This is a genomic window from Shewanella sp. 10N.286.45.A1, assembly GCF_041470405.1.
Taxonomy (GTDB): domain Bacteria; phylum Pseudomonadota; class Gammaproteobacteria; order Enterobacterales; family Shewanellaceae; genus Shewanella.
The window spans coordinates 1-6,204 of the sequence record NZ_JBFRMK010000334.1 but is presented as its reverse complement, the minus strand read 5'-3'; the positions used below and the strand labels follow the sequence as shown (position 1 = coordinate 6,204).

Genomic DNA, 6,204 nt, shown 5'->3' with positions numbered 1-6,204 from the left:
AAGATCAACAGCCCCTAGAGTGCCCATTATTTTTTATCATCACCCAAATTAAAAATAGGTATAGAGCGACCACAACAAACCATTTCAAGCCAAGCATAATAAAACTACTTATAGTCATAATAATCCTCTTTAACTCTTCAATCGCTAACTTGCTGGAATGAATTAACAGGGGCACATACATAACTGTGAATTACCGCCATCATCAGCATCCCCAAGTAAGCAGCAGTATGGTTGAGATACTCAAGCTGCGCGATAACCGCCATACAAACAGCAAGCATGGGCAACAATTGTGAAGCAAGAAATTCTTGGTAAGGTGTAAATATCATGGCTTAGTATTTCTCACTCGGGTACTGACAACTCATTACAGCTAAATGTAAGCATCGCACATAACGTTATGAGTCAGTTTATAGAGCAGAGATTAAGCGATCGTTTTTGCAATCTGAATGAATATCAGAAATTCAATTCTGCACAATGAACGGTTCGATAGTCCTGTAATTATCTAAGTATTCTGGCCCGCGTGACCGGTTTAGCCGTCACAACAGTGAGCTTGAAAGCCAGCTATGTAACTTGGCCGACGAGAAAAATACAGCAATTGATATCACTTTGGTTAATGGTGCGAAGATATAAACAGTGTTGCAAGCAGGCAGAGCGCGTTAGCCACTCTGCCTTTTTAATTGTGATTTAAGTTACTTGGAAGCCGATAAGTCAAATCCAGTTAACCACTCAAGAATAAGATCTTGATGTGATTCAATCCACCCATCTGCAATACTCTCAGGAGTTTCACCAGCTCTCAATTTGGCGAGCATCACAACCGACTGTTCATTTTCAATTTTAAAATGGTTCAGTAACGTAACTAACTCATGGGATTTTTTAGCTAGTCCAGCTCGGTAAGCGACGCGGATCTCTGTTTTAGGCCACGCAGTTCCCATATCCGGTACTTCAGCATAGTCACGATTAATCTTTTGCCAAAGTGCAGCATCATGTGGTGCTTCATCAAGAAAATGAACATGTTGATTCATAAACAGTGCATCAGGGTAATAACAGAAAAACAGACTAGGCACTCCACTTTGGTTATTACGCTCAATAAGCATATTCAAGATATCTTGATCGAACGTATGGTAACGGTAGGAAGCGCTTAAGCCGTATGCAGATAAACGTCGCTTCTCAACATCAGCTGAAGTCCAGTCTGCCGTCCCCACCCAAATGTCACCTTTGTTATCGCCGTTAAGGTCAAAGTGGCTGGCAAAATCATCCTTAGTGAGATCGGCATAAGACAGTTGTTTGTGTCCTATGCCAATGTCGGTATAACACAAGCCCTGTGAACCTGTTACAGCTTGCTCACCAAGAGACACGCTGCCAAATGCTCTGACATAACGGCGGATAAATTTACTGTTATTCTCCAGCCAGAGATCAGGATGAATATCGACACTCCCCTCCTCATCATCCATTTCGCTAAATACTTGCTTACTCGACATCGAAATCATCGCAGCATCTAACTCAGTATGCTGATTGATGATCCCCGCTAAGATATGCCCTTTTATTTGTGCGCTCGGCCAATCAAGCAAGGCAATATTGATCTTAGTTTCATGAGTCGTTCGCGTCGAAACTAATGGCGAGCTCTCAAAAGAACGTTGCTGTTGCAGTGACTCATAGAGAAAGCTATAACCAAAACCGACAAACAGCAGAGCAAAGATACTGAAAATCCAATATGCTTGCCCGCGAGTGCCACTTGAAGCCGATTTAGTTGCTATCGCATCATCTACCTGCTGCATCGCTAGGCTGATATCATTTTCAACTTGAGGTTCAGCAGATCTAGATTTAATGTAGCGCATCAAGTTTGTACAAACTAATGCATGATCATGGCGAATTTGCGCATACCTGTCTCGCTCATAAATGATAAGCAGTAGATAGATAACAGAAGCACCGACAATAAGCGCAAACAAACCCGCCGACAGCGTTTCAGGGCGAAAAACTAATGAAAAGAAAACATTAGCGGCCCCCAGAAATAATAAAATAACAAACTCTTCCGCGGGGATCCTATCGCTCTCCATTGTCATCAACTTATTGCCAACTTTGAATAGCTCTAAAATACGATCTCTTTCAGCCGGCTTATTCTCCAACATCGGCAATAGTGCGTACTTGAGCTTTTCAGCTCGTAGTTGGTTACTATCAAGCTGTTTAAAATTGGAAAATGCTCTGACAAAACTATGCAAATTCCACAGCACGTATTGCTTTATCTTGCCTACGTAGGCGACGGTTTCCGCAGAACGATCATTCTTATCATGAAGTTCTAACACTCCAAAAACCTGTTCACTGAACTCACCGAGTAAGCTTTCACGTTCGCGATTCAACGAGGTCGTTCTATCTAATGCAAAAGTCGCTAACAGAGCAAAAAATACCGTCGATACAGCCAGTAGATCATAATAGCTATCGATTGCAGAAACCGGGGCAAATAAGATCCAAATACCAATACTACAGACGGATACAAACAGCACTAACAATGATGACCGCAAAGGGTATCGAAGGCCTAAAAAAATATTGGATGAAACAATCAATACCGATGCCACAGCTTCGTACTGATTCAACATTCTGCCTTGCATAATCGCAAGGATCAGCACGGCTCCAACCGGCATTAAATACCACAATGCACTTATAGATGCATTCTCAGCACTAAACACTGATAGATCGTACAGCAGACTACCTAACGCCAAGATCGCCACACCAACAAACATCAATAGCAGTACATTGCTTAGATCGAACGCAGGAATCGCTGCTCCAGAAATCCATAGCGCAGCAATCAACAACGGCGCAGCAACAAGTCGCACACCAGTCTCGGTAAGCAAACCTCTTTTAAAACTGCTCAAGTTGAGCTTTTTGCTATCAGATACCTCACTCCAGGCATCCATACACTTCATCCGAAAATAACAATTTACAGCCATAGCCAAACCACCAAGGGCTGCGAGCCCCATGGTTTCAAGCATCGGACTATCGAGTAATAACCAGTCGGCGATATCTACATTCGGCGCCGTTAACACTAAAAAGCCAGCAAAAGCGGCTCCCGAAAAAACATAATCATTAATGCTTGTGTTTCGCTTACTGCGCCTGAGGATGCTGTCAATATAGAAAAACAAAATAGGCCAGGTTTCAAAAACCAAAATGGCTATAACATCAAAGTCTTCCGAAACACTTAATGCCGCATAGAGCAACAGATGGTTGGCGCAAATTAATATGCCAGAGAACAGAGTTGGCAGTGAGATCTTGCTAAAGGAGTAGCTGTTGAGCACGTTACTGGCTTTAACTTTTTCACGACCAATAAATAGACTCATGACACACAATAACGTTGCTAAAGCAGCAAAAGAGTGCGCCACAGCAGCTACATAGTAAACGTTGGTTTGATCGACTAAATGGTTAACGACAGGAGGGTATAACATCCATAACCCTACAGCGATAATCATTAAGGCCACAGGATGACTTACGAGCCTAGTTAACATCGATCTCACTTCGCTACTCACTTATGCAAACAATTGATAATACTTGCAAAACATCTTACCCAAAAACCAATAGAAAATAATCAACTATTTCAGAACATAACAAATAACTGCAGTCACCGCACACCGCAAACAGTACAACTAAATGATGACTCCTTTGCAGTGATTAACGCTAAAGTATCGACACTATTTGCCGATAACTGGCTATCATCTTCATCTGCATGGAATAGCAATGAACATATCAGGTATCAATTCAACAGCCTCTATCACTCAAAACATGCAACAAGCAGAGCTCAAGGTCCGATCTGATCGTGCGCCAATGCAAGCATCTGTTTCACCAACTATAGAGTCAGATACCGTGTCTATTTCAGATGCTGCACAGAAGAAGTTATCGACTGAACTTGGCACCGCTATGCATAAAAATAGTGCCAACACCAAAGCGCAGCAGAGTGAGCAAGTTGATACCCGCACAGAAATAGAGAAGAAAATAGATAAGCTTAAGGAGGAGCTCAAAGAGCTAAAAGAACAACGCCAAGCACTGGCCAATGATCACTCTGAAGCTGCTGAACAGAAACGCAAAGATATTGATGCCAAAATGATGATGCTTAATGTACAGCTAACTACTTTGCTGAAAGCACAAAAAGATGAAGCTGATAGTGACGCCTAGGATCATTTCGATGAGTCATCTGTTAGTTTCTACAGATTAAAACTAGCCTTTCAATCATTTAGCATAGGCTCACCAGCAGTTGGTAAGATGACGACTGATAAAGTTTCATCTGCGGTATAAGCTTTACAGCACGATTAAGCAGCTGGAGAGAACACTCAATGCGGGAAACATACAAAAATGCCCTCACCTAAAGACGAGGGCATCAATACTTTACAATCGCTATCTAGAGTCTATGTTGGCTATTTAACTTTCTCTTTGCCAATTCACCAGATTCAACTTTTTTGAACTGAGTCGTTAAATATTCATGTGCTAAATCAACTCGCTGTTTAAACTCGTCTTGGTTTAAAACAGTTTCATCAACCTCCATAAGTTTAGCTTTTGCTTGCCACTTCTTGATGGTCTTTGCAGATTTAACAGGGTCAATCGGTAAGATCTGTACATGAGCTTGGTTCCAGCCCATATCCACATCAAACTCGACGATATATTCTTTACCCGCTTCGACGTCAGCCTCTAGCACAGAGTAGCGCTCGGAAAGCGAAACAAAAGTATGTTGTCCTGGCTTAACACGCACTTGAAAGTAGGTCCCCGCTCGAGTACTACCGACATAACCCTCTTCAGACCATATATCAAAAGGTACCTCACCAATCAAAGTTTCCATACGGTAAAAACTGATCACGGCAGACTCACTGTCAGCTTTCATCGGCTCAGTAGCAGGCTTCATAATAGGGAAATCCAATAGCGAAGGATTGGTTAGTAGGTTGTCATAAGCGTCATTTTTTCGCGGCGCTTTAAGCTCCTTAGCACGCTTAGTCTGCATCACCATAGATGCTCCCATCTCAGGGGTTAACTCAATCATCTTCCCTTTGGTGTAATCCATTGAGTAGTAGACAATTTCACCAGGCTTATTATCTACTTTGGTATAACCGTATCCCGCTAGCCCTTGAACGAGATGAATAGAGTTTAAGCCGGAGGCCAGCTTCAACATCGTGTGAGTACCATTAGAAAGATCGGCAACAACCTGCTCATTCGCCGCTAACCAAGCGCCTCTTATCCCACCTTGAAAAGCGGAACCTCGGATAACATACACATAGGTTTCATCTTGTGTAGGTTGGGCTTCGGGTTTGAACTGTGCAACAAGTGCAGGATCGACTTTATAAGTTGTCGAACAAGCAGTGGTTAGTAATATCGCTACTAGCGCAGCCATACGTAAAACATTATCAGAAAATCGATTTTTCATTTTTATTTAGTCCTTTAAAAAAACCAAATAAAACTACGCCTTACGCCAATACAAGTCAACTTACTGACAGACATATTAACATTTACTCAACTAAGACAAATGAGTAAAATAGCCTCAATACACAGTATTAACTATCTACTCTTAGGTTTATCCCTTGCACCTGCAAGCCTGCCAAAAAATTCACTCAGACCAGTCTGCTTTCTAATGCGTTCCGCCCAAAAGCCACCAATAATAAAACCAACTGTGCCCCAAGCGATAATTGTGAGCGAATTAAGCTGACCTGATTGCAAACTCAATATAACTCCAACAAAAAGCCCTAAAAGTGTCGGCGATGCAGCGATAGCCAGCCACTGCAGCGAATAGACAAATAAACTCACTAATCTCATTGGTTCTCCTTAACCCTGTATATTAAAACTAATAAAGCATACAGCTAAAACAACATCCTACGACATATTATGTCTAAAATACACCAATGAATGCCAAGCAACCTAAACCTAACTGACTTCAACCTTCGTTTAATATCTCACCCTAGAATCAAAAAATTTGTATAAGAATTAAATTAGGGCAGAGTCTGACGAATCCCCACATACTCCTATTACTCCTATTGGAAAGATGAATCTCAATTGAAAGAGCTTTCACTAGAAAGCAGGTAAAGCTCTGCACTGCTATATAGGTTTTCTGCACAAACAATACTTCGCGACAACTCGCTCCAGTACCTATGAAAACGGCAATGGCGACGGCACGCCATTTATACCCGTGCTACCTGAAGATGCAGGATTCAGTGGGAGTTTAATGGGCTTTAATCAAGGCAT

The 6,204-nt window shown here is 41.9% G+C and carries 5 protein-coding genes; 1 reads left to right on the top strand and 4 read right to left on the bottom strand.

Annotation, left to right across the window (positions count from 1 at the left end):
* Nucleotides 1-137 precede the first annotated feature (137 nt).
* Together AB4238_RS20655 and AB4238_RS20650 are read right to left on the bottom strand one after the other, a co-directional pair.
* Nucleotides 138-326, bottom strand: a complete 189-nt coding sequence (locus AB4238_RS20655) for a hypothetical protein (RefSeq protein ID WP_372035327.1) — start codon at nt 324-326, stop codon at nt 138-140.
* Nucleotides 327-686: 360 nt separating this feature from the next.
* Nucleotides 687-3,491 (bottom strand): glycine betaine ABC transporter substrate-binding protein, encoded by a 2,805-nt coding sequence (locus tag AB4238_RS20650; protein ID WP_372035325.1) that lies wholly within the window; start codon nt 3,489-3,491, stop codon nt 687-689.
* A 229-nt stretch (nt 3,492-3,720) separates the two neighbouring features.
* Between AB4238_RS20650 and AB4238_RS20645 the strand changes: the two genes are divergently transcribed.
* A complete protein-coding gene (locus AB4238_RS20645) occupies nt 3,721-4,155 on the top strand; it encodes a hypothetical protein (protein ID WP_372035324.1) in 435 nt (144 codons plus the stop codon).
* Between the two features lie 223 nt (nt 4,156-4,378).
* On the opposite strand, the gene AB4238_RS20640 is transcribed toward AB4238_RS20645, so the two are convergent.
* Nucleotides 4,379-5,392 (bottom strand): hypothetical protein, encoded by a 1,014-nt coding sequence (locus AB4238_RS20640; protein WP_372035322.1) that lies wholly within the window; start codon nt 5,390-5,392, stop codon nt 4,379-4,381.
* Nucleotides 5,393-5,523: 131 nt separating this feature from the next.
* The gene (locus tag AB4238_RS20635; protein WP_372035320.1) at nt 5,524-5,778 is read right to left on the bottom strand and encodes a hypothetical protein; all 255 of its coding nucleotides are present in this window, start codon (nt 5,776-5,778) and stop codon (nt 5,524-5,526) included.
* Nucleotides 5,779-6,204 lie beyond the last annotated feature (426 nt).

Coding starts and splice junctions, on each gene's coding strand:
- AB4238_RS20635 (WP_372035320.1), bottom strand. CDS start 5,778: ATGAGATTAGTGAGTTTATTTGTCTATTCGCTGCAGTGGCTGGCTATC.
- AB4238_RS20645 (WP_372035324.1), top strand. CDS start 3,721: ATGAACATATCAGGTATCAATTCAACAGCCTCTATCACTCAAAACATG.
- AB4238_RS20640 (WP_372035322.1), bottom strand. CDS start 5,392: ATGAAAAATCGATTTTCTGATAATGTTTTACGTATGGCTGCGCTAGTA.
- AB4238_RS20650 (WP_372035325.1), bottom strand. CDS start 3,491: ATGTTAACTAGGCTCGTAAGTCATCCTGTGGCCTTAATGATTATCGCT.
- AB4238_RS20655 (WP_372035327.1), bottom strand. CDS start 326: ATGATATTTACACCTTACCAAGAATTTCTTGCTTCACAATTGTTGCCC.